The following is a 21,835-nucleotide window of genomic DNA, read 5'->3' on the forward strand; positions in this document are numbered from 1 at the left end:
GTGATTTTTTATCAAAATTCTCAGCTATTAGGAATTTTACTTATAAATGAGTCTGAAATTAGGATAAATAATATTAGTATTACAACTAACAAAGTAGAGATTTATTGAATGAATGATAAATTCTATCTAACAAATGTGAATGATAATGTGAAAGTTATTCTATATTAGAGGATAACTATATTTTTTGTGCTTATAACCGTTAAATGAAATGTGTATGCTTTAATTTATGATGACAAAATGTAGAAAATGGAGTTATTGCTGTAGTTAAAAAGGAGTTTTGTACAAAAGTGATTCGAGTATTTAAGTATGAATATCAATTGATTGTAACGTTACTATCGCTTAGTTTATTTAGTTATTTTGCAATCGAAATTATGTTATATCCTAGGATAGGGATTGAGATAGAGCATCAAGAAAATCATTTGGTGATTAATAATATTGTGAAAAATAGCTGGGCAGCAGAACAAGATCTAGCAGTCGGGGATATTATTGAAAAAATAGATGGGATTCTCCCTGATGATAACTCTAATATTTCATTATATGGTGCTACTGAAAGGGTAAAGAAAATTACAATGAAGAAAGGGGGAACAATAGAAGAATATAAAGTAGAGTATAATCCGTACGATAAGCAATTGGTTTATCATCTTTTTTTACCAACTGTGTTTTATCTAACGTGTTTTTTTGTGGCTACATATATTTTAATACGTGCTCCATACTTGAATGCAGGAACGAAAGATTTAATCTATTTTCTGCATTGTTTAGGAATGAGTTACATTAGTATTATGGCGGGGTTACGAAAAGATTCAATAGCGTATATTGTAGTTGCTATTTCTTTAACGTACTCAGTTGTCTTTTTTATAAAATTTATGGACATGTTTACGAAAAACTTGAAGATAAGGTTTATAACAAAAACAAAATTAATCTACATAAATATAATAGCGTTTATTTTAGTTTGTTTAACCATTTTTATTTATTTAAAATATAATGATTTATCGACGAGTTATATTATATTGTTAAGTTCTGTTTTGTTTTTATTAACAGTATATGTATTGTTTAGATTTTATTTTAAAAGTAGAAAAAGTTATTATTTTAAGTTTATAAGAGTTATTATTATGAGCACAATCATATCAGCCATGCCATTTATATTCTTATTTTTAATTCCTAATTTGATAAATTACAAAGAAATAATAAGTGTCGAGACGACAGCGATCTTTTTTTTATTGGTTCCAATTTGTATTTTTTATATGATTATTGAAGGGAAAATATTTGATTATAATTTTGTTATTCATAGAGTTCAATATTATGCTTTACTGTCGATATGTCTAACGGGTTTCATCGTTATACTAGGGATTTTAATTTTCCACAATACTAGCGATAACATATTAGATGTTATTCGATTTGCTGGTATCTTGTTTGTTTCGTTAATGCTTTCTTGCTTTATAAAGGATTATTTGGATTTTAAATTAAGGAAAAAATTATATCATTCTCAGAAAAATTATCAGTTTAGTTTACATAGATTTTTACATCAGGCAAAAAATGAATATAAGTTTTCAAACTTAATTGTTAGCGTAAAGAGAGAAATCAATGATGTATTAAGAATAGAAGAAATATGCTGTATTGAAGTGAGTAAAGGGGATAATTCGCTCCAAATTATTGGGGATGGAAATGTTTCTGAAGATGTGCTAAAGCAATTGAATGGATATCAGTTAGAGACATATACTGTTGGTTCCATTATACAATTAGAAGATCATTTTGTGTTTGTTTTGTCCATTTCAGCAAAAACAATGATTATATTGTTATGTAAATCTAATAATAGGAGAGGTTTGAACATTCAAGAAATTGGATGGTTAGAGACATTGTGTAGTTATGCTGATTTATTATTAGAATGCTCATATCAAGTGGAAGAATTAGTGAATCAGTTGCAAACGATAAATGAACCGAAACAGCCTCCAATTTGGCTTTCAAAGTTACTATTTAATTTGTCTGAAAAAGAGCGGACAAATTTGGCGAGTGATATTCATGATGGTGTATTACAAGACCAAATACGCTTGTCTAGGAAATTAGAGGAATATCATAAAGATATTCCAGATGTCGATATGAAAAAAATAATTAACGAAGTATATGAAGATGTCTTAGATCATATTTATGTCATTCGTGAAACATGTAATAACTTACGTCCTCCATTTCTATATGAATTAGGTTTGAAAAAAGCATTATTAGATTTATTTAAACAAGTAAATCTTAAAGCTACATTTTTCTTCTATTATGAAATTCAAGATAATATTATTCTACCTAATGTAGAATATGAACAAGCAATTTATAGAATTATTCAGGAGTTATTAAATAATGCACTAAAGCATTCAAAAGCTTCTAAAGTTACAATTCGATTATATGAGCAAAATGGATATTTGAATTTAACTTATGATGATGATGGGATAGGAATGGGGATAGATTTAGACGAGTTAAATCATTCTTATAGTAGTTTAGGTTTATCCGGGATTGTAGCTAGAATTCATAGTTTAGGTGGAGAAATGTCAATAGATTCAAAGGTGAATAATGGATTAAAGATTAAAGTTAGTATGAAAATTGATTAATTGATTCAATCTTTAGATGTGGAAGGGATGAAAAAATGATTTCTGTTCTTGTTGTAGATGATCACGTTGCAGTTGGCCTAGGGACTAAAGCATTAATTGAAAGATATGATGATATAGAGGCTGATGTTTTCCATGATAGTGAAGAAATAAGAGAAGTTATGCATAATAAACAGTATGATGTATATTTAATAGATTTACAAATGCCAAAAATAAATGGTTTAGAGCTTTCTAAATATATACTTAGTGTGCAACCAGAAGCAGCTATTCTTATTTTTACAGGATTTGATGTGCTTGCACATTATAATTTATTAATAGATAACGGAGTACTTGGTGTATTAAGTAAAACTTCTTCTGAGAAAGAAGTGGTAAACGCAATCCGCCATGCAGTGAAAAAAGAAGTAGTTCTTTCTCATCAACTTGTAAGACAGTTAAGGATAGTAGAAAATGCATCTAATATAAATGTAGAAGGCGAAATGAAAAATATAATTTCTTTAAATGATGAAGAGAAGATGATTCTAGTTGAAGTTGGTAAAGGAAAAACAAATAGAGAGCTTGCCGAAATATTAAACTTAAGTCAAAGATCGGTAGAATATAAATTGACCGACATATTTCATAAGTTACAAGTTTCATCAAGAATGGAAGCAGTACAAAAGGCGAAAGAACTATGGTTTATTCCAACTATAAATTTTTAATGTAGCTCTTTATTAAGTTGCGGTATTCACGCAAGAAAAATGCGTGAATACGAGAGGAATGTTCGGTGATATAAATGGAAGAATATAGTATAGTTACATTAAAGGCAAAATAAACTCGCGAGGACTAACAGCTTAATATATTTCCTTTTATTAGGATGTATAGTCGTATTCAAGTATATACTAATTAATAACAATCAATATAAATAGAATTATTTGAAAGACAGTCAATTATTTTAAGACACGGTAAAAAATTGCTGTAATAAGTTATTAGTATTGCATTGTTAAAAGAGTAATTTAGGGTTGAGTTACTCCAATTGATAAAAATCCTATACTTTGTCAATATAGTGATTTTATCGTCCATTATTTGTTGTTATTTTGCGTTTGTTGTTTTTACTTGGGCCTCCTTTAAGGAGGCCTTTTTTTATGGGAAACGGATGAAGTGCATCCTTACACATAATAAAGCGTCTTTAAAATTCCCATATGTTGGGCTGTTTTAAAGAGGGATGTATAATCTAACATGTATTATCACTTACTGAAATACTCAGTTTTAATGTTCTTTTCCTTCAAAAACTCTTCAATTTCTTTTTGCTTCCTACCATTAACTTTCTCAAAGCGCTTTGTAAAAGAGAAATCAGTTTTGAATAAGTTACCATCTTGAGCGAATTTTTCTATTTCCTGATCTAATTCTACTGAAAGTGCTGTAGATGCTGAAATATAATTATGAATTTCCTTCGAAGGCTGTTTGTAATCAGCAGGAATCGTATTGTTACTAATAAAATGATGGAAGTTCGCATCGTTTTGTTGAGCTAAATCTATTAGTTTTTGTAATTTATCCCGGTCGGACTCAGTAACCTTCTCGTCAGACATGGCTGACGAAAGTGGAACGATGTTTTCGTATAACTCTCCGCTATAATCTAAATAAGTTTTTATATTTTGCTTCATTTCGTCTTCATTAATAGTTTCGTTTTTCTTTGAGGAACTAAATATATTTTCTGGAACTTTAATAGCAACATCGTTAATAGATTGTACATCGTTTTCTTCCTTAGGTTGTGCACTGTTTGAACAAGCTGATAGAAATAAAATTGTAAGTAACGTGAGTAGGTATAAAATATACTTTTTCATAGTAATCTCCTTTTACATTGATTAGTATCTTTGTAAAATAGCTAAATTCCATTTTAAATACTTAACTAAAAGTGAGTATATATGTTTTATCATTTGATAAGATATGACGGATATTAGTAAGCCGATGCAAAAAGCTATAAATACATTATAAACATCGGAATAACTGATTTGATGAAACCCTTTAAAGAATCCTAATCCTATTAATAAGATAGGTGAAATAATTAATAATGGTGTAGCAATGATAAGTGCTAGAAGAATCGGTAATAAAAAGAGTAGTACGAAAAAGGCGATAAAGATAAAGGCAAAGTTTAAAACACTTAAGCTCATAACAGAAAAAAGTGCAATTATCATATTTTTGAAGTTTCGTTTACTGTCAGCATTGCTTATTGCATAGGAAACAGTAAGTTCTTTAGCAATGGTTTTAGGGTTTCCTAGCTTTTTAGAAATTTCCTCTTCAGATATTCCATCTTGTTTACCACTAATAAAATGAGTTTCGTACTCCGAGATAATATCCTCCTTTTCTAAATTAGGCATATTCCGTAGGGAAGAACTAAGTTGCTCTAAAAATTCATTTTTGTTCATAACAATCACTTTCCTTTATAAAATGATGAATTATGGCTGAAAATCCTATCTTTTTTCTAAACAGCACACTCAATTTATATCTACTTTTTGAAAGGAGATATACTAATTGTGAATGACATTCCAAATAATGGGTATTACATTATTTACAAATATATCACTTACTATTGTTCTTTGCAAGGTACTATAAATTTGTTAATAATGTGAATAGGTGGAAGTATTTTTGTGCATTTTTAGAAGAGATATAAAAATGTTATTTTAAGATAAACAAAAGGTTGTAAGCGTATTCTTTAAATCTTGTCAAAATAATGTCGAATTCATATTGTTGGAAAAATAATGAATTTGTAATATAATGATAAATGATACTTCACCACATTAATTAACTAGGTGAAATTAAAATCTTTATTACACACATTATGAAATAAAGGGTAACTAACTGTTACGATTTATTTAACTAATTATAACGAAAGTTAATTAAATATATCAGTAAGCCCTGCTAGTCAAGTAATTGGCTAGTAGTGAGGGTTAACTGCGGGCAATCCCTAAAGCTGATTGAACTACAACGTGGCTAGAAATAGCGAGCGTGAATGTCGCGAAAGCAGAAAAAATCAATCAGATGATGCAAGGTTAAATCCTAAACATTAGAACAATGGGTCTTCCGCCTCGAATCATCTAAGTCAAAATGGATAGGATGAACGTTCAACGACTATCTCGTATAACTGACGAGAGTACATCACAAGCCTATGGTGGTGGAAAAATCCTCTATCTCTAAAGAGATAAACATATAGTCTGCGCTCATGTGAAAACATGAGAAGTTCATAAGAGAACTGGCTAAGGAATTGCGCCCTTAGTTGAACGAGATACATTTAATTAAATCTATCAAACCTCATTGAATCTATCGAACGTATGTGCTATGGTAGATTCAATGAGGTAAGAATAATAATGAAATTTTTACGAGTTAGTCAAGTATCAGAATTAACAGGTTTGCATCCGATTGGTCTCAGGAGAATGCTAGTGGAACACGCTACGATTCAGAAGAACAAATCTTTCATTAAAGGAGTTACATTCTGATGATATTAGCGAAGAAAGTCAGACTGATTCCAACGCCTGAACAAGAAAAAGTGCTTAGAAACCATGCTGGAGCTGCAAGATTCGCTTATAACTATTGTAAAAGAATGAGTGATAGATACTATAAGCTATTTGGAAAATCTGTTTCACAGTTAGCTTTACAGAAACGATTTACAAAGATTAAGAAGCGAAAGAGATATGAGTGGTTAAAAGACATTAATGCACAAGTTCCTAAACAGGCTTCAAAAGATTTTGATACGGCGAGAAAAAATTCGTTCAAAAAGTACAAAAATGGTTCTCACACTTCTTATAAATCCAAAAAAGATTTAATTCAAGGATTTTATGCCAATTATGAAAGACTGGTTATAGGAAAGAAAGTAGTTCATATTCAGTCTATTGGAGAAGTGAAAACAAGCCAACAACTACCAAGAAATAAAAAACCATCCAACCCAAGAGTTACCTTTGACGGTCGTCACTGGTGGATTAGTGTAGGGTTCCAAGAAGACTTTGAATCACAAGAACTAACCGATGAGTCGATTGGTGTGGATGTTGGTTTAAAAGAGCTTTTTGTAGCTTCTAATGGTATGAAAGAACGAAATATAAACAAAGATGCCAAGGTTAAAAAACTTTTGAAAAGGAAAAAGTCAGCACAAAGAGATATGTCTAGGAGATTTAAAAAAGGTGTAAAAATTCAATCTACCGGATATGAAAAAGCGAAAGCGGAGCACCTGCGATTATCTAGGAAAATTACGAATATCCGAAATAACCATATCCATCAAGCAACAGCTAAATTGGTGAAAACCAAACCAATGAGGATTGTTGTGGAAGACTTACCTATCTCAAACCTGTTAAAAAACAAAAAACTATCGAAAGCATTTTCATTTCAAAAATTAAACTTCTTCTTTCAATGTTTATCATACAAGTGTGAGAAGTACGGCATTGCGTATGCAAAAGCTGATAAATGGTTCGCTTCAAGCAAGATTTGTTCATGTTGCGGCGTAAAATACGACCATTCAGTTCAACCAGAAGGACAGTGGAGTTTAAAAATACGTGAGTGGCGTTGTGCTTCATGCAATAGCCATCACGATAGGGATGTAAATGCGTCGATAAATTTATCAAGATGGGTAAAATAAATGCTTGATAATAGGAGGTAACGATACTGCCTCGTGTGGAGTGTTATACCCCTCGTCCCTTCGGGGTTGCGAGAACACGATGAAGCACTAACTCGTGTAAATTTGATTGAATTGTATAGATTTAGTTAAGTTTATCGTATCGGATGATTAGTTTTGAGTACAGGTGTAAAAGCAAACGACGTGAAGACAAAAACAAAAGGAGCAGATCTTGTTGTTGATTGTTTAATTAAACAAGGTGTTACACATGTTTTCGGTATTCCAGGAGCAAAGATTGACTCTGTATTTGATGTATTGCAAGAAAGAGGACCAGAGTTAATCGTTTGTCGTCATGAACAAAATGCAGCATTTATGGCAGCTGCTATTGGTAGATTAACAGGGAAACCGGGCGTATGTCTTGTAACTTCAGGGCCAGGGACATCAAATTTAGCGACAGGTCTTGTTACTGCGAATGCGGAGAGTGATCCCGTTGTTGCTTTAGCTGGTGCAGTACCGCGTACGGATCGATTAAAACGTACGCATCAATCTATGGATAATGCTGCACTATTCGAACCAATCACAAAATATAGCGTAGAAGTAGAGCATCCTGATAATGTGCCAGAAGCACTTAGTAATGCATTTCGAAGTGCGACTTCCACAAATCCGGGAGCTACTTTAGTAAGTCTTCCGCAAGACGTTATGACTGCGGAAACAACTGTAGAGTCTATCGGTGCGCTTTCTAAGCCACAGCTTGGAATCGCTCCCACACATGATATTACATATGTAGTAGAAAAAATAAAATCAGCGAAATTACCAGTTATTCTACTTGGTATGAGAGCGAGCACAAATGAAGTGACGAAAGCTGTTCGTAAATTAATTGCGGATACAGAACTTCCTGTTGTTGAAACATATCAAGCAGCTGGTGCGATTTCACGTGAGTTAGAAGATCATTTCTTCGGCCGCGTTGGATTATTCCGTAACCAACCAGGTGATATTTTACTAGAAGAAGCAGACCTTGTTATTTCTATCGGTTATGATCCAATCGAGTATGATCCAAAATTCTGGAATAAACTTGGCGACAGAACGATTATTCATCTTGACGACCATCAAGCAGATATCGACCATGATTACCAACCAGAGCGTGAATTAATTGGTGATATTGCCTTAACGGTAAATAGCATCGCGGAGAAATTACCGAAACTTGTATTAAGTACGAAATCAGAAGCGGTATTAGAACGATTACGCGCGAAATTATCAGAACAAGCAGAAGTTCCGAACCGTGCTTCGGAGGGTGTTACGCATCCACTTCAAGTGATTCGTACACTTCGTTCTTTAATTAGTGACGATACAACTGTTACATGTGACATCGGTTCCCATTCTATTTGGATGGCGAGATGTTTCCGTTCTTATGAACCACGTAGATTATTATTTAGTAACGGTATGCAAACGTTAGGTGTTGCACTTCCTTGGGCAATCGCAGCTACTTTAGTAGAACCAGGTAAAAAAGTAGTTTCCGTATCAGGTGACGGTGGTTTCTTATTCTCAGCGATGGAGTTAGAAACGGCGGTACGTTTAAATTCTCCAATCGTCCATCTTGTTTGGAGAGACGGCACATATGATATGGTTGCATTCCAACAAATGATGAAATACGGTAGAACATCAGCTACAGAGTTTGGTGATGTTGATCTTGTGAAATATGCGGAAAGTTTCGGAGCGTTAGGTCTTCGTGTTAACACGCCTGATGAATTAGAAGGGGTATTAAAAGAAGCATTAGCAGCAGATGGTCCTGTCATTATTGATATTCCAATTGACTATCGTGACAACATTAAATTAAGCGAAAAATTATTACCAAACCAATTAAACTAATGGAGGCAGATTTGAGATGACTGTTGCGCAATTAATTGATATTGATGCAAAAAAAACGAAAATGAGTAATGAAGTATATCAAACATCTACAATGCTTGCGCTATTAGATGGTATATATGATGGTGTGATTAGCTTTGAAGATTTGAAAAAACATGGTGATTTCGGCATCGGCACATTTGATCAATTAGATGGTGAAATGATTGCATTTGATAATGAATTTTATCATTTACGTTCAGACGGTTCAGCAGAAAAAGTAGAGCCAGAAGAAACAACGCCATTTGCGACTGTAACGTTTTTTGAAAAAGAAATGAGTTATACGGTAGAGCATCCGATGAATCGTGAAGAAGTTGAAGCATTATTACATGAATTAATGCCAAGTAAAAACTTATTTTACGGTATTCGAATGGACGGTACGTTCCGTGAAGTAAGGACGAGAACTGTTCCAAGACAAGAAAAACCGTATACACCGCTTGTTGAAGTGACGAAATCACAACCAATCTTTTCATTTGAAAATACAGAAGGTACGCTTGCTGGATTTTGGACACCAGATTATGCGCAAGGTATTGGTGTAGCTGGATTCCACTTACATTATATTGATGATGAAAGAAGCGGAGGTGGACATGTTTTCGACTATGTTATAGAAAACTGTACGATCCAAATTTGTCAAAAAGCTCATATGCATTTAGCACTTCCAGAAACAGCTGATTTTATGGCGGCTGAATTATCAAGAGAAAACTTAGAGGATAATATTGCAACTGCGGAAGGTGCAGAGTAAGAGGGAAAGACTGTTCCATTTTGGAACAGTCTTCTTTTATTCGTAATGTTATTATTTGTCGATAAATCGATATTTCTTGTCGAACCGTTGATATATTGTAAGTTATGATAGATATATTTGAAAAATCGTTGATATTGCTTACTTCTTTGAAACAAACGGATGCCCCTCATAATAAAAACGCCACGGATAATGTACAGCTTCTTCTGCATAGTCGATATTAATACGAGGTCCTGCTGCTATTTTATATTGTGATGATATATGTTCATCTTTTGGGACCAGTTCAATATGCAATGTGTCACTTTGTAATGATAAGTCTCGTTCTTTTAAAGTAATTCCGAGTGCACGGCATAGTTTGCCAGGACCGCTTGTTAAGTTTTTATATTGCGCTTTTGTAATGTCTGTTTTGTTGTAGCGCGCTAGTTTTATTTCTTCAATACCGTCTACTGGCTCAAGGGCTCGAATGAGAACACCTTGCGGGGTGCCAACTGGTGCTGTAATAACGTTAAAACAATGGTACATACCGTAAATTAAATATACGTAAGCATGCCCTGGTGCGCCAAACATAACTTCTGTGCGATCTGTCCGTCTGCCGCCGTAACTATGTGCGGCCTTATCATCTGGGCCTTTATATGCTTCTACTTCTACAATGATTCCGCTTCGCTTTATTCCGTCTACAATATGAACAAGTTTTTGCCCGAGTAATTTTTTTGCGACTTCTAACGTATCGCCTTCATAAAAAGAAGGAGGTGCCTGCATTGTACTATCTCCTTTACTAAGTGTATATGTATATAGTAAACCAAATTTTCAGTAGTAATTCTAACTCGTTCTATTTGCTACATTTATTTCATAAATTATGGATAGAGTACAACAGCGAAGAGGGGGAGTGCGACATGATTTATCGCTTACTAGCTCTTAATATAGATGGGACACTACTATACAACAATGGAAAAATTGCAAAAGGATTAAGAGAAACAATTGAATTTGTGAAAAGAAAAGATGTATACGTTACGTTATTTACGAGCCGTAATTTTCAATCCGCTCATAAAGTAGCAAAGGCGTTAAAATTAGATTCTATATTAGTGACACATGGTGGTGCTTTCGTTTCAGCAACGTTAGATAAGCCATACGTTCAAAGAAGATTATCTGAAGAGAAGACTTTTAACATTGTGCAAGTGTTAGAGCACTTTGATTGTAACGTACGTATTTCTCATGAACGGTTTTCGATAGGAAATCGTGAGAGAAATACACCAAACTTAATTGCGCGCACTGTATTATCAAGCGCAGATCCGTTATTTTATCCAGTTCAATTTGTAGATTCGTTAGGTGACGCGCTTCGTGACCATCCGGTAGCGGCGCCAAAAATTGATGTTCTTTTCCAAAGTAAAGGTGAAAAAGAACGCGGGCTAAATACATTAAGAAAAGCATTCCAAGATGTAGAGTATGTTGAATGTGATTCAAAACGAATAGAAATCTTGCCGCAAAATGTATCAAAGTTACGCGGATTACAATTGCTTGGAGAGCATTTAAATATTTCGCTAAATGAAATGGTTGCGATTGGAGATAGTATGGAAGATTTAGAGGTTATTGAAAACGTGGGACTTGGTGTAGCGATGGGGAACGCGCCTGTAGAGTTAAAGCAAGCAGCAGATTGGATTACACGTTCAAATAGTGAGAACGGTGTAGAATACATGATTAAAGAGCATTTCCGTAAGCAATTCCCGCTTCCGTTTTTGAAGAATCATAAAAATACACCGAAACGATGACAGAAAAACGTAGCTTTTTGGCTACGTTTTTTTGTTTATCTTATTAAAAATAGTGAAAGCGTTTTAAAAAATGAATTGTGTATGAAATCTATACAATTCACTTGAATCCTTTAGAAAACTAATGTAAAGTGGATGATGTTGCCAAAACAGTTACACCACATGAAATATTCTTCAGATTAATTTTATTGGGCTCCCATACGTAAAAGTATTTCCGCATGACAGTTTAGTTCACGTATTATTTCAAAAATGAATTGTAGCAATCTTATTAAGTAGTTGTAGTGTTTCTTTGTTTTATTTAAATGGATTATTTTAAGTTAATGTGAGTAAGACCTGGTACATATGAAATGTGCTTCTTTTTGTGGTTTTAGGAAGTTTAAAAGGGGGAATGAATTTCTTGAGGAAATCATTTAATCAAAAAATTAAAAAGTTAAGTAGTAGTTTAATAGTTGTATTACTAATATGTATGAATTTTTTAATCCATTTACCATTAAAAGCAGAGGCAGCTACAACAGAATTAAAAGGTTTAGGTGATGTATCTTATTACAACGCCATCATTTTTGGAGATCATAGTGCAACGAGTGCGGATATTGAAGGTGCGATGGCTGTTCAGAAAAATATGAACGCATCAAGTTATACAGTCGTAGCGGCTGCAACTGGAGCAAATAACTTAGCTGGAGCAACTTGGGTAGATGAAGGATATCCATCATTATTACTAGGCGGTCAATTTACGAAAGCGGGAGCAGGACAGGTAATTATTCAAGATGGAACAGTGGCGATGACAAAAGACGGTGACCCAGATGGAGCAATGAAAACGTCATATGACCGTATCTCTTATAAAGAGCAAGCGGAGATTGATGCTAAGTTTAAAGAATTTAGAAAAGACGTTGATGGTGTAATTGGGGATGCAAGTAAACTATACACTGATAAGCCAAAACCTAATATGAGCTTTGGAATCGGTGAAGATGTAAACAACCCTAATATTTATGTCTCTTCAGGCCAGACGGGAAAGAAAGCATTTGATGTAAAAGACGTTTTTCTTCCGAATGTAGAGAATAAAGACTTTATTGTTATTTATTCAGATGCAGAAGAAGTGAGTTTTGGTGGCGGTGCAATTTTGTATGATACAAGAAATACTGGGATGGCGACGGATTTAATTAATACATCTCAAGCATACGACCCTAATTCATCTTTTACTGAGTTAGCTAGTAAAGTAATTTGGGTATTTCCTAATGCTACAAAGATAACAACTAAAGGTTATGGTGTAGTAGGTAGTGTGTTTGCCCCTAATGCAGTTGTAGAAACAAAAGGTGGTTCTATTAATGGACAAGCCTATGTTGGAGGATTACACCAAAGAGATGGTTTTGAGGTTCATAACTTTAAATTTAACTGGCCAAAATGGAATAAACCAGCAGCCGAAAAAGGACATTTACAAATTAAAAAAGTTGATGAAAATGATAAAAACATTGTTTTAAAAGACGCAAAATTTGATGTTATAGACAAAGATAATAACGTTGTGGCTACTGTTACAACAAACGAAAAGGGTATTGCGGAAGTTAAAGATTTACCACTTGGTGACTATTTTGTAAAAGAAATAAATGCACCAGAAGGATATATAAAAGTTGATACACCAGTCAAAGTAACAATTGATAATACAAACGTAATTGAACTTGTTATGAAGAATACGAAAAAAGTAGAGAATGGCCAATTTAAATTATTGAAAAAAGATAGTGAATCTGGTCAACTTCTACCAGGTGCAAAATTTGATGTTATCGATAAAGATGGAAAAGTTGTGGAAACAATTGTTACAGATGATAAAGGTGAAGCCTTATCGAAACAACTTCCAGTTGGAAGCTATACATTAAAAGAAGTAGAAGCACCGAAAGGATATGAATTATCATCTAGTTCAGTTTCTGTTGATGTAGAGGCTAATAAAGTAGTGACTGTAGATGTAGTGAATAAAAAGATCCCCGAAAAAGTAACAGGTCAATTTGAAATTGTGAAAGTAGATGCGGAAGATAAAACGAAAGTATTATCAGATGCAGAATTCGAAGTATATAAAGATGGTAAAAAAGTAGATACGTTACGAACAGATAAAACTGGTAAAGTAGTTTCACAGAAATTAGAACCAGGAAAGTACACATTAAAAGAAACGAAAGCACCACAAGGATATAAATTGCTAAAAGAAGAAATTGAAGTCGTTGTGGAAGCAGACAAAGTAGTAGAAGTACAAATAGAAAACGCAAAAGAACTAGGAAGCTTACAAGTAATCAAAAAGGATGCAGAGAGTGGAAAAGTTCTAGCAGGTGCAGAATTTAAACTAAAAAATGAAGCTGGTCAAGTAGTTGGAGAAGCGAAAACAACGAATAAAGACGGTGTTGTGAAATTCGAAAACTTAGTGCCAGGAAAGTACACGTTAGAGGAAACGAAAGCGCCAGAAGGTTATAAAGCGCTAGAAGTGACAGTAGAAGTGAACGTTGTAGCGAACGAAGTAGTAAAACAAGAAGTTACGAATGAAAAAGTAACGGGTCAATTCGAAATCGTGAAAGTAGATGCGGAAGATAAAACGAAAGTATTATCAGATGCAGAATTCGAAGTGTATAAAGACAGCAAGAAAGTAGATACGTTACGAACAGATAAAACTGGTAAAGTAATTTCTCAGAAATTAGAACCAGGAACATACACATTAAAAGAAACGAAAGCACCACAAGGATATAAATTGCTAAAAGAAGAAATTGAAGTCGTTGTGGAAGTAAACAAAGTAGTAGAAGTACAAATAGAAAACGCAAAAGAACTAGGAAGCTTACAAGTAATCAAAAAGGATGCAGAGAGTGGAAAAGTTCTAGCAGGTGCAGAATTTAAATTAAAGAACGAAGCTGGTCAAGTAGTTGGAGAAGCGAAAACAACGAATAAAGACGGTGTTGTGAAATTCGAAAACGTAGTGCCAGGAAAGTACACGTTAGAGGAAACGAAAGCGCCGGAAGGTTATAAGGCGTTAGAAGTAACAGTAGAAGTAAACGTTGTAGCGAACGAAGTAGTAAAACAAGAAGTTACGAATGAAAAAGTAACAGGTCAATTCGAAATCGTGAAAGTAGATGCGAATGATAAAACGGAATTGTTATCAGGTGCAGAATTCGAAGTGTATAAAGATGGTAAAAAGGTAGCGGAACTGAAAACAGATGAGAGTGGAAAAGTGATGTCACCAAAATTACCGCTAGGTGAATACACAGTGAAAGAAACGAAAGCACCAGCGGGCTACAAGCTTTCAAATAAAGAATGGAAAGTAACAATTCAAAACGAGAAAGAAGTAGTAAAAGTAGAGGCAGAAAACGAAAAAATCTTAGGTTCTCTACAAATTATTAAAATGGATGATAAAGATCAAACGAAACGCTTAGCAGGCGCAGAATTTACATTGAAAGATGCGAAAGGAAATGTTGTAAAAGAAGGAATTACAACAGATAAGTCTGGAACGGTTAAAGTAGACGGACTTGTGCCAGGGGAATATACGTTAGAAGAAACAAAAGCACCAGAAGGTTATGAGTTAACAAAACAAATAATTCATGTAACAGTTGACGGTGAAAAAGTTGTTGATGTAAAAGTAACGAACAGTAAGAGTCTTGGTCAATTCGAAATTGTAAAAGTAGATGCGGAAGATAAAACGAAAGTATTATCAGACGCAGAATTCGAAGTGTATAAAGATGGTAAAAAAGTAGATACGTTACGAACAGATAAAACTGGTAAAGTAGTTTCACAGAAATTAGAACCAGGAAAGTACACATTAAAAGAAACGAAAGCACCACAAGGATATAAATTGTTAAAAGAAGAAATTGAAGTCGTTGTGGAAGCAAACAAGTTAGTAGAAGTACAAATAGAAAATGCGAAAGAACTAGGAAGCTTACAAGTAATCAAAAAGGATACAGAGAGTGGAAAAGTTCTAGCAGGTGCAGAATTTAAATTAAAGAACGAAGCTGGTCAAGTAGTTGGAGAAGCGAAAACAACGAATAAAGAAGGTGTTGTGAAATTCGAAAGCTTAGTGCCAGGAAAGTATACGTTAGAAGAAACGAAAGCACCAGAAGGTTATAAAGCGTTAGAAGTAACAGTAGAAGTAAATGTTGTAGCAAATGAAGTAGTAAAACAAGAAGTTATGAATGAAAAAGTGAAAGAAGAAATTACAGGTCAATTAGAAATTACAAAGGTAGACGCTAATAATACAAATAAAATATTAGCAGGCGCAGTGTTTGAAATTTGGAAAGACGGAACAAAAATCGACACATTAACAACAAATAAGAGCGGTAAAGCGACTTCTAAGAAGTTAGAACCAGGAGATTACACTTTAAAAGAAATCCAAGCGCCAGAAGGATATACTTTATCCGATAAGGAAATGAAATTTACGATTTCTAATGAAAAAATTGAATTTGTAAAACTTCAAATTACAAATAAAAAAGATACAGAAAAAGGTCCGGAAAAACCAGGTGAAGGAACAGAAAAACCAGGTGAAGGAACAGAAAAACCAGGTGAAGGAACAGAAAAACCAGGTGAAGGAACAGAAAAACCAGGTGAAGGAACAGAAAAACCAGGTGAAGGAACAGAAAAACCAGGTGAAGGAACAGAAAAACCAGGTGAAGGAACAGAAAAACCAGGTGAAGGAACAGAAAAACCAGGTGAAGGAACAGAGAAGCCGGGTGAAGGAACAGAGAAGCCAGGTGAAGGAACAGAAAAACCAGGTGAAGGAGTAGAAAAACCTAATTTACCAGAAAAAGGACAAGGTTCTTCTAATAATCAACAACTTCCAGCTACAGGGCACAATACGAATTATGTTCCATTCATCGGTTTTATGCTTCTGTTACTAGGAATACGTTTAAGATTCATGGCTAAAAATAGTTAAAAGATGTATAAAAGGCATCAGAGATTATACAATCTCTGATGCCTTTTAAATTAATACAGATAAATATTTTAAGCTTCAATTACGCTAAGCATTCTGTTTATAAATGCAGCTGCGTGTGCACGTTGTGATGGTCCTTTTGGTACGAATTGATTAAATTCATTACCTTTTACAATTCCATATCCATACACTCTTTGTACTTCTTCTTTAGCGTAAATTAAGTTTTGGTCTACGAATGGTAGTTCAACTTGTTTTGCAAAAATACCAGCGTGTTTTAGAGAACGATCAATCATAATAACAGCTTCTTCGCGTGTAATTGTAGTATTTGGATCAAATGTATTATCACCACGTCCGCGGATTATGCCTGCGCTTGCTGCACGATTAATACCGTCTCTTAAAGATGGGTGTACTTGTTCTAAGTCTGTGAACTTAGCGTTTCCACTTGGTAATTGTAAAGCACGAGTAATTAGTGTAGCAAATTCAGCACGCGTTACAAGACGTTCTGGGAAGTACTTGCCGTTCCCTTCTCCTTGCATAATGCCTCTAGCTGCTAATTGACGAATGTCTTGTTCATACCATCCACCTGTAATGTCATCAGTTACGGGATTTTTTTGGTTTTCCTTATAGTATGTTTCAGTTCCTTTTAAGAAAGCATTCCATTGTCCGCGTTGAATCATAAACGCAGGGCAGTTTTTTCCTGACCAAAATTGGTGTTTTTGGACCTTATCTAGAGAAATATTTAAGTCGTTCATTAAATAAGCTGCCAATTTACGGGCATTTTCTACCGCTTTTTCATAGTTTCCATCTTGATTAACGGCAATTTCAATTCCGATAGATTCATAGTTTCCAGTTTTATTTCCAGCATGCCATCCAACTTCATTTACTGGAAGATGTTGATAAATTTCTTTATCATCTACTGTGAAATGCCAAGATGCGGCGCGATCAGCTGTTCCGCGTGCTTGATTATCTAAGAATTTTGCATGATTTAGAGCATTGGCACCTTTCGCTGTATTAGCCGTTTCGTGAATCGTAATATATTTAGGTACCATCGGGTAGCCAGGGCGAATATCGTCATTTCCTTTTGGGACAATCATTTCTTTAAATGTAACGCCATAAATATTGTTTGTTTGTAGAGCTTCCGGAGCTCTCAATAAACTATTTTTAGCAGTACGACTGTTTTTTAATAATGAAGCTTTTGTACCTTCAAATGTAGCAGAAGGTGCATAAATCCATTTTGCTGTTTCGTTTATTTGGACTTTAAACCAATTTCCAGCTTGTTCAGTAGGAGTAATGACTTGTGGTTGTAGTTTCCCTTCTTCTTTAAACGATTGGAACGGAAGGGCATGTATGGAAGCTTCTTCTTTTACGATTAATTTTTGGTTAGATAGTTTATGAATCTCTTGAACTTCTAAGCTATTATCATTGTTATCTATCCATCCAGCGCCAGTTGGCGTCGTTATGTAGTAAGCATTTCCTTTTTTCTTTGTCGCCGTTACGACTTGTTCTGTAATCTCGATATTCGATTTGTTTTTTAAATCATTCGCGGTATATAATGAATGTTTTTTTGAAGTGTATAGTAGGAATTGGCCAGTAACCTCGATATCTTCTTCATGAGTACTATGCTCATTAACATGCTCCTTAATACTTTTAAAAACTTGATCCTCCGTATATACTTCGGCGGATTTTTCAGCACTCTCTGCAAATGAATAAGTAGGTGCAAGAACAGTTTGTAATGCAAGAGAGAGAGTTAATACACTATAAAATTTCTTTTTCATATTTTTTTTAACACATTAGATTATAAAATCTAGTGTTAACATTCCTCCTTTATATATTGTATTTTCGCTATGTAACGATTTTTTGTACTAATAAATTTTAACAAGAGAAAATCATGATGTCTATATACATGAGCGATATTCATAAAAAGAATTATTTGAAAAAATGTAAGAGAAACAGGTAAAACCTTCTGTATTGACCTGTAAACGCCCTTCAAGTAAACTAAAGAGAGTTTGCAAATGAAAAGGTGATAATGTGTTAATTTCAATTAAAACGTTACAAGATGATCGTTTTTTACGTCCGCTACAAAATATTGGCGGCTTATTTTTTGAAGATAGTACGATTGGATTTGAACAAGAGGAAGCGAATCTGATCGTTGATATACACATTGAGGATAATGTGAAAGCATCCGCTCGATTAACGGATGTTAGCACAGGAAATGTGTATGAAGAAACATTCTCGAAAGATTTATCTGCTTTCACAGATGAAAAAGAGCGTATGAAGCAAGTGAAGCACGTTGTTTCTTATGTATATCTTTCTGTTCTTCAGCAGTTAACTGGACTTGAACAAAGCTGGGGTATTTTAACGGGAGTACGTCCGACGAAACTTCTTCATAAAATGCTTCAAAATGGTATGTCAAAAGAAGAAGCGCATCAAGAACTTCGTGAAAGTTATTTAATTCATGAAGAGAAAATTGAACTTCTTCAGCGTATTGTTGATTGCCAATTAGCAGTTGTTCCGGATTTATACCGTTTGAAAGAAGAAGTAAGTATTTATATCGGTATTCCGTTCTGCCCAACGAAATGTGCATATTGTACATTCCCGGCTTATGCAATTAATGGACGCCAAGGATCTGTTGATTCGTTCTTAGGTGGTTTACATTATGAAGTTCGTGAAATTGGTAAGTTTTTAAAAGAAAAAGGTGTGAAAGTTACGACGATTTATTATGGCGGCGGTACACCTACAAGTATTACAGCAGAAGAGATGGATATGCTGTATGAAGAAATGTACGAAGCGTTCCCAGACGTGAAAAATGTACGTGAAGTTACAGTTGAGGCAGGTCGTCCAGATACGATCACGCCAGCAAAGCTAGAAGTGTTAAATAAATGGAACATTGACCGTATTAGTATTAATCCGCAGTCATATCATCAAGAGACACTAAAAGCAATTGGACGTCATCATACTGTAGAAGAAACAATTGAGAAATACCATTTAGCTCGTGAAATGGGAATGAACAATATTAATATGGACTTAATTATTGGTCTTCCTGGTGAAGGGTTAGATATCTTCAAGCATACGTTAGATGAAACAGAAAAGTTAATGCCAGAATCATTAACAGTTCATACGTTATCATTTAAACGTGCTTCTGAAATGACGCAAAACAAACGTAAATATAAAGTAGCAGGTCGCGAAGAAATTACAGCGATGATGCACGAAGCAGAAGAATGGACGCAAAAGCATAATTACGTACCATATTATCTATATCGTCAAAAGAATATTTTAGGTAACTTAGAGAACGTTGGTTATGCAATGCCGACGCAAGAAAGTATTTACAACATTGTCATTATGGAAGAAGTACAATCAATTATCGGACTTGGTTGCGGTGCATCAAGTAAATTTGTTCATCCGAAGACGGGGGCAATTACGCACTTCGCGAATCCGAAAGATCCAAAATCATATAACGATGGCTTTGTAAAATATACAGAAGATAAACTGAAAATTTTAGAAGAGCTATTCGCATAAGAAGAAAGAGGTTGTTCCGAGTCGGAACAACCTCTTTTTATCCTGCAGTAATGGGGGGCCGATTATATCTTGGCAGTTTTTGTCGGTAAGTCGATATATTCGAAAAATCGCCGGTATAATTTCATTCACCGTTTAGCGGTACCGTATGTAAAACTATGTCGATAATAATCAGAAAAATTAGTCAAATCATTAGAGGACAATGTCTACTTATGGACGAAATGATAGATTTATGAAAGAGAAAAGGGGGAAATTGTTGGCATGTATATGACGATAGGGAGAATTTTTGATTTATCAGTTGGTAAGTATCCAAATAAAGAGGCGTTAGTGGAACCTGAAAAAAATATTCGCTGGACATATAAACAGTGGGATGAACAAATAAATAAAACGGCACACGCTTTATTAGAAGACGGAGTAAGAAAGGGAGATACAGTATCTGTTTACTTATATAACTGCCATGAATTTGTAAACGTTTACTTAGCTTGTGCGAAAATTGGTGCAATTTTTAATCCGATTAACTTTCGCTTAAAGGCGAAAGAAGTATCTTATATTCTTCAGGACGCATCCTCGAAAGTCGTTGTCTTTGAAAAAGCAGTTGAGTCAACTGTTGCTATAATTGAAAGAGATTTTCCAAATACATCTTTTTGGTCTATAGAAAACGACAAACCTTCCTATGCAAGTTCCTACCATGAAAAAGTGAATGCAGCATCTTCTGAGAAAGTAAATATCGAAATTGATGAAATGGATTATTGTTCTATGCTGTATACGAGCGGTACGACAGGTCATCCGAAAGGCGTGTTACATCGTCATCGTGAAATGGCTGAGCATAGTATGATTTGTACGTATTTCCTAAAATATAATAGAGATAGTGTAGGGCTTGTCGTTGCGCCTTTATATCACTGTGGTGAATTAAATGCTGGAATCATACCACGCATTCAAGTTGGCGGAAAGAATGTTATTTTGCATCATTTTGATACAGAAACAGTATTACATATGATTCAAGAAGAAAAGATTACGACGTTCTTTGCAGCGCCGACGATGTGGAATATGTTGTTGCAAAAAGATTTAACTCAGTATGATTTAACTTCAATGAAAATCGGTATATATGGCGGAGCGGCAATGGCACCGGCGTTAGTGAAGGAATGTAAAGAACGTCTTTATATTGACCTTGTTCAAATATACGGAATGACAGAAATGGGACCAGTTGTGGCGTTTCTCGTAGAGGAGGATCAAATTACGAAAGCTGGTTCAGCAGGCACGCCATGCTTTAGTCATGAAGTTCGTATTGTGAAACCGAACGAGGATGCACCGGCAGAACCAGATGATGTATTACCTCCTTATGAAGTAGGAGAAATTATTTTACGCGGCCCAACTATGATGGCTGGCTATCATAATCGCGAAGAGGCAAATAAAAAATCGATGTATAAAGGATGGTATCATTCTGGTGATTTAGGATACTTTGATAAAGATGGTTATTTATTCGTTGCAGATCGTGTTGATGATATGATAATTAGCGGTGGCGTAAATATTTACCCTCGTGAAATTGAAGATTTCCTTCATAGTCATCCCGGTATATTAGATGTGGCGGTACTTGGTGAGCCAGATGAATTATGGGGAGAGCGTGTTGTGGCAGTTATTGTGAAGAAAGATGAAACAATAACAGAAGCTGATTTAGAAACGTATTGCAAAGAAAGTGACGAATTAGCAGATTATAAGCGTCCGCGTCATTATTTATTTGTAGATGAACTTCCGCGTAATGCGAGCGGGAAGTTGCAGAAGTTTGTGCTGAGGGAGTCATTGAAAGGTGCGAAAAAATAGAAAATGAAGGATGCCCCATATCTATGGGGTATCCTTCATTTTTCTGTATTAAACAGAAGA

Annotated in this window: 14 protein-coding genes; 10 read left to right on the top strand and 4 right to left on the bottom strand. The window is 34.6% G+C overall.

Annotated features, from left to right (window positions below; genetic code table 11):
- The first annotated feature begins 287 nt into the window (after positions 1-287).
- The gene (locus tag MHH27_RS04820; RefSeq protein WP_340941769.1) at positions 288-2,591 is read left to right on the top strand and encodes an ATP-binding protein; all 2,304 of its coding nucleotides are present in this window, start codon (positions 288-290) and stop codon (positions 2,589-2,591) included.
- 35 nt (positions 2,592-2,626) lie between these two features.
- The gene (locus MHH27_RS04825; RefSeq protein WP_000626498.1) at positions 2,627-3,283 is read left to right on the top strand and encodes a response regulator transcription factor; all 657 of its coding nucleotides are present in this window, start codon (positions 2,627-2,629) and stop codon (positions 3,281-3,283) included.
- 525 nt (positions 3,284-3,808) lie between these two features.
- Here MHH27_RS04825 and MHH27_RS04830 read toward each other — a convergent pair.
- Entirely contained in the window at positions 3,809-4,405 is a 597-nt protein-coding gene (locus MHH27_RS04830) for an NDxxF motif lipoprotein (protein ID WP_340941771.1), read from the bottom strand.
- Between the two features lie 21 nt (positions 4,406-4,426).
- Complete coding sequence (locus tag MHH27_RS04835) at positions 4,427-4,987, bottom strand: HAAS signaling domain-containing protein (RefSeq protein WP_340941773.1); 561 nt, start codon at positions 4,985-4,987, stop codon at positions 4,427-4,429.
- Between the two features lie 939 nt (positions 4,988-5,926).
- On the opposite strand from MHH27_RS04835, the gene MHH27_RS04840 reads away from it, so the two are divergent.
- From MHH27_RS04840 to alsD, 4 genes are all read left to right on the top strand, one after another.
- Complete coding sequence (locus MHH27_RS04840; protein ID WP_255288317.1) at positions 5,927-6,055, top strand: hypothetical protein; 129 nt, start codon at positions 5,927-5,929, stop codon at positions 6,053-6,055.
- On the top strand, positions 6,055-7,185 hold the full coding sequence (locus MHH27_RS04845; protein WP_100909926.1) for an RNA-guided endonuclease InsQ/TnpB family protein: 1,131 nt from the start codon (positions 6,055-6,057) through the stop codon (positions 7,183-7,185). The genes MHH27_RS04840 and MHH27_RS04845 overlap by 1 nt, the downstream gene beginning before the upstream one ends.
- A 153-nt stretch (positions 7,186-7,338) precedes the next feature.
- A complete protein-coding gene (alsS, locus tag MHH27_RS04850) occupies positions 7,339-9,027 on the top strand; it encodes an acetolactate synthase AlsS (protein ID WP_000103523.1) in 1,689 nt (562 codons plus the stop codon).
- A 16-nt stretch (positions 9,028-9,043) separates the two neighbouring features.
- Complete coding sequence (gene alsD / locus MHH27_RS04855) at positions 9,044-9,802, top strand: alpha-acetolactate decarboxylase (protein WP_000215004.1); 759 nt, start codon at positions 9,044-9,046, stop codon at positions 9,800-9,802.
- A gap of 138 nt (positions 9,803-9,940) precedes the next feature.
- Here the strand turns inward: alsD and MHH27_RS04860 are convergent, their stop codons facing one another.
- Positions 9,941-10,558, bottom strand: a complete 618-nt coding sequence (locus MHH27_RS04860) for a DNA-3-methyladenine glycosylase (protein ID WP_340941778.1) — start codon at positions 10,556-10,558, stop codon at positions 9,941-9,943.
- Positions 10,559-10,692: 134 nt separating this feature from the next.
- Between MHH27_RS04860 and MHH27_RS04865 the strand changes: the two genes are divergently transcribed.
- Positions 10,693-11,565 carry a Cof-type HAD-IIB family hydrolase gene (locus tag MHH27_RS04865; RefSeq protein ID WP_000640419.1) on the top strand — a complete coding sequence of 291 codons (873 nt, stop codon included), beginning with the start codon at positions 10,693-10,695 and terminating at the stop codon, positions 11,563-11,565.
- A gap of 385 nt (positions 11,566-11,950) precedes the next feature.
- Entirely contained in the window at positions 11,951-16,447 is a 4,497-nt protein-coding gene (locus MHH27_RS04870; protein WP_340941780.1) for a SpaA isopeptide-forming pilin-related protein, read from the top strand.
- 68 nt (positions 16,448-16,515) lie between these two features.
- Here MHH27_RS04870 and MHH27_RS04875 read toward each other — a convergent pair whose 3' ends face one another.
- Entirely contained in the window at positions 16,516-18,219 is a 1,704-nt protein-coding gene (locus tag MHH27_RS04875) for an S-layer homology domain-containing protein (protein WP_000726527.1), read from the bottom strand.
- 253 nt (positions 18,220-18,472) lie between these two features.
- Between MHH27_RS04875 and MHH27_RS04880 the strand changes: the two genes are divergently transcribed.
- Both MHH27_RS04880 and MHH27_RS04885 read left to right on the top strand, forming a co-directional pair.
- Positions 18,473-19,960 (top strand): coproporphyrinogen III oxidase, encoded by a 1,488-nt coding sequence (locus MHH27_RS04880; protein WP_000908776.1) that lies wholly within the window; start codon positions 18,473-18,475, stop codon positions 19,958-19,960.
- Between the two features lie 258 nt (positions 19,961-20,218).
- Complete coding sequence (locus MHH27_RS04885) at positions 20,219-21,775, top strand: fatty acid--CoA ligase (protein WP_098251221.1); 1,557 nt, start codon at positions 20,219-20,221, stop codon at positions 21,773-21,775.
- Positions 21,776-21,835: the final 60 nt, after the last annotated feature.

It is taken from the genome of Bacillus sp. FSL L8-0152, from assembly GCF_038006365.1.
In the GTDB taxonomy this organism is placed as follows: Bacteria; Bacillota; Bacilli; order Bacillales; family Bacillaceae_G; genus Bacillus_A; species Bacillus_A cereus.

Bases quoted from the DNA above. Each gene is read 5' to 3' on its own strand.
- MHH27_RS04825 (WP_000626498.1), top strand. From the start codon at position 2,627: ATGATTTCTGTTCTTGTTGTAGATGATCACGTTGCAGTTGGCCTAGGG.
- MHH27_RS04830 (WP_340941771.1), bottom strand. From the start codon at position 4,405: ATGAAAAAGTATATTTTATACCTACTCACGTTACTTACAATTTTATTT.
- MHH27_RS04835 (WP_340941773.1), bottom strand. From the start codon at position 4,987: ATGAACAAAAATGAATTTTTAGAGCAACTTAGTTCTTCCCTACGGAAT.
- MHH27_RS04840 (WP_255288317.1), top strand. From the start codon at position 5,927: ATGAAATTTTTACGAGTTAGTCAAGTATCAGAATTAACAGGTTTGCAT.
- MHH27_RS04845 (WP_100909926.1), top strand. From the start codon at position 6,055: ATGATATTAGCGAAGAAAGTCAGACTGATTCCAACGCCTGAACAAGAA.
- alsD (WP_000215004.1), top strand. From the start codon at position 9,044: ATGACTGTTGCGCAATTAATTGATATTGATGCAAAAAAAACGAAAATG.
- MHH27_RS04860 (WP_340941778.1), bottom strand. From the start codon at position 10,558: ATGCAGGCACCTCCTTCTTTTTATGAAGGCGATACGTTAGAAGTCGCA.
- MHH27_RS04865 (WP_000640419.1), top strand. From the start codon at position 10,693: ATGATTTATCGCTTACTAGCTCTTAATATAGATGGGACACTACTATAC.
- MHH27_RS04870 (WP_340941780.1), top strand. From the start codon at position 11,951: ATGAATTTCTTGAGGAAATCATTTAATCAAAAAATTAAAAAGTTAAGT.
- MHH27_RS04875 (WP_000726527.1), bottom strand. From the start codon at position 18,219: ATGAAAAAGAAATTTTATAGTGTATTAACTCTCTCTCTTGCATTACAA.
- MHH27_RS04885 (WP_098251221.1), top strand. From the start codon at position 20,219: ATGTATATGACGATAGGGAGAATTTTTGATTTATCAGTTGGTAAGTAT.